Below are 1,595 nucleotides of genomic sequence, written 5' to 3' on the forward strand. Positions count from 1 at the left end.
TGCCGGTTCGCGCCATGTACAGTGCTTGATCCAGCATCGAATGGCTGTCATTGCGCGGAACGATATGCAAAACCGAAATCATACCGGCATATATAGCAATCATCACGGCGAACAGGCAAGCAGCACACACCATGCGTCTGCGTCGGCTCATACGGTCAATCGCTGCAAACAGAACTTGCCATGTTCCCACCAACAAAACAATGCCGCCGAGAATCAGCAGTGTTTTTTCGCCCTTCGGACAGACCGCCTTTGGAAAAACCTTGAGTGCACGCCGCCATGTGCTGTATCCACACCACAGAAGAGCGAGCACTGTCACTGCTGTCAAAAACTGATACAGCCGATTTTTAACTCTGACCACAGCTCTATTCCCTCCACGTAAGATTTTCGTCTTTTCATTATGCACCTATTCCATGAAAAAATCATGAATTTCCGCAATATTTTTCCTTAAGATTTCTTAATTTTCTCAAAAGATGAACAGCCAAGGCTTTTTCGCCTTGGCTGTTATGGTATCTGCACAAAAAATTTTCCAGAATCAAGCATTGATTTTGCGGTATTCCTGCGGCGTCATGCCAGTGACGCGCTTAAACATCTTGCAAAAATGCCGATTGTCTCGATACCCCGCCTGTCTGCCGATCTCTTTGACCTTTTCTCCGGTTTGCAGCAGCAGTTCTTTCGCCCGATTGATGCGGCACGAGGTTAAGTACTCTGAAAATGTAATATCCGTCTCTTTATGAAAGATAAAGCTGAGATATGCCGCGTTGAGATGGACGGCATCCGATGCATCATTGAGCGAGATATTATCCTGATAATTTTTCTGTACGAATCGAATCGCCTGCGCTACCGGCTCGCTGTACTGCGACAGATCCGGCAGCAGTTCTTCACAAAACGCCAGAAATGCCTGTTCCTGTCCTTCCAGCTCGGAAAAATGCTGCGGTGCTTCCTGCACCGGAAGTCCTGCATTGCGCTGCGCCTGCATCATCCATTCTTTGATCAAATGAGACTGGGTGTGCTGGGAAGCAAATGCCTCCAATGCCTGTGCATATCCGGCACGGATCGCATTGCCGTCGCGCCGCTCCATGTACGCCGCGATATTTTCGCAAAAGGTCCGCGCTTCTTCCGGAATCACGCGATGCGAAGGACGGCTCTGCCACGCATAGCAAATCGCCTGCGGTTCATAAAATGTTGCCTCTAAAGCATCCAGCGCACTTTCCCAGCAGGCAGCTGGTTCCATGCCGAAATCCGGGGCATCGCTGATGCCAATGCGGACTTCGGCCGCCAAATACTGATCGGTATTATGTGCCAAAGTCGCTGCCACCTGTGCCAGTGCTTCCTGCCGCTCTGCCCGGCTTTCTCCCTTGCGAAAATCAAAGACGACAGCGTATAACTCCCGCCGCACATGCGCGCTGCGAATACAGTGATCCTGTCGGGCACTGTCTTGGCAGACCTGCAAAAATGATGCCTGAAAGCGTTCCTGCTGTTCCATCGGAAGAATCGCCACGCGCTTGTCATAGTCTTTGATGCGAACCGCAAGTGCCGCACGAATGCGGAACGTACTCTGTTCATCCGGCTGTGCCGTGCCCTTGAGCTGCTGGACA

Annotated in this window: 2 protein-coding genes; both read right to left on the reverse strand. The window is 51.0% G+C overall.

Annotated features, from left to right (window positions below):
* Positions 1–358 (reverse strand): hypothetical protein (locus tag ACR0P9_RS12290; protein ID WP_432620559.1); only part of this gene is annotated, 358 nt, incomplete at its 3' end.
* 174 nt (positions 359–532) lie between these two features.
* A partial coding sequence (locus tag ACR0P9_RS12295) for a helix-turn-helix transcriptional regulator (protein WP_432620561.1) occupies positions 533–1,595 on the reverse strand: 1,063 nt, incomplete at its 5' end.

This window comes from Butyricicoccus sp., assembly GCF_050872565.1.
In the GTDB taxonomy this organism is placed as follows: Bacteria; Bacillota; Clostridia; order Oscillospirales; family Butyricicoccaceae; genus Butyricicoccus_A.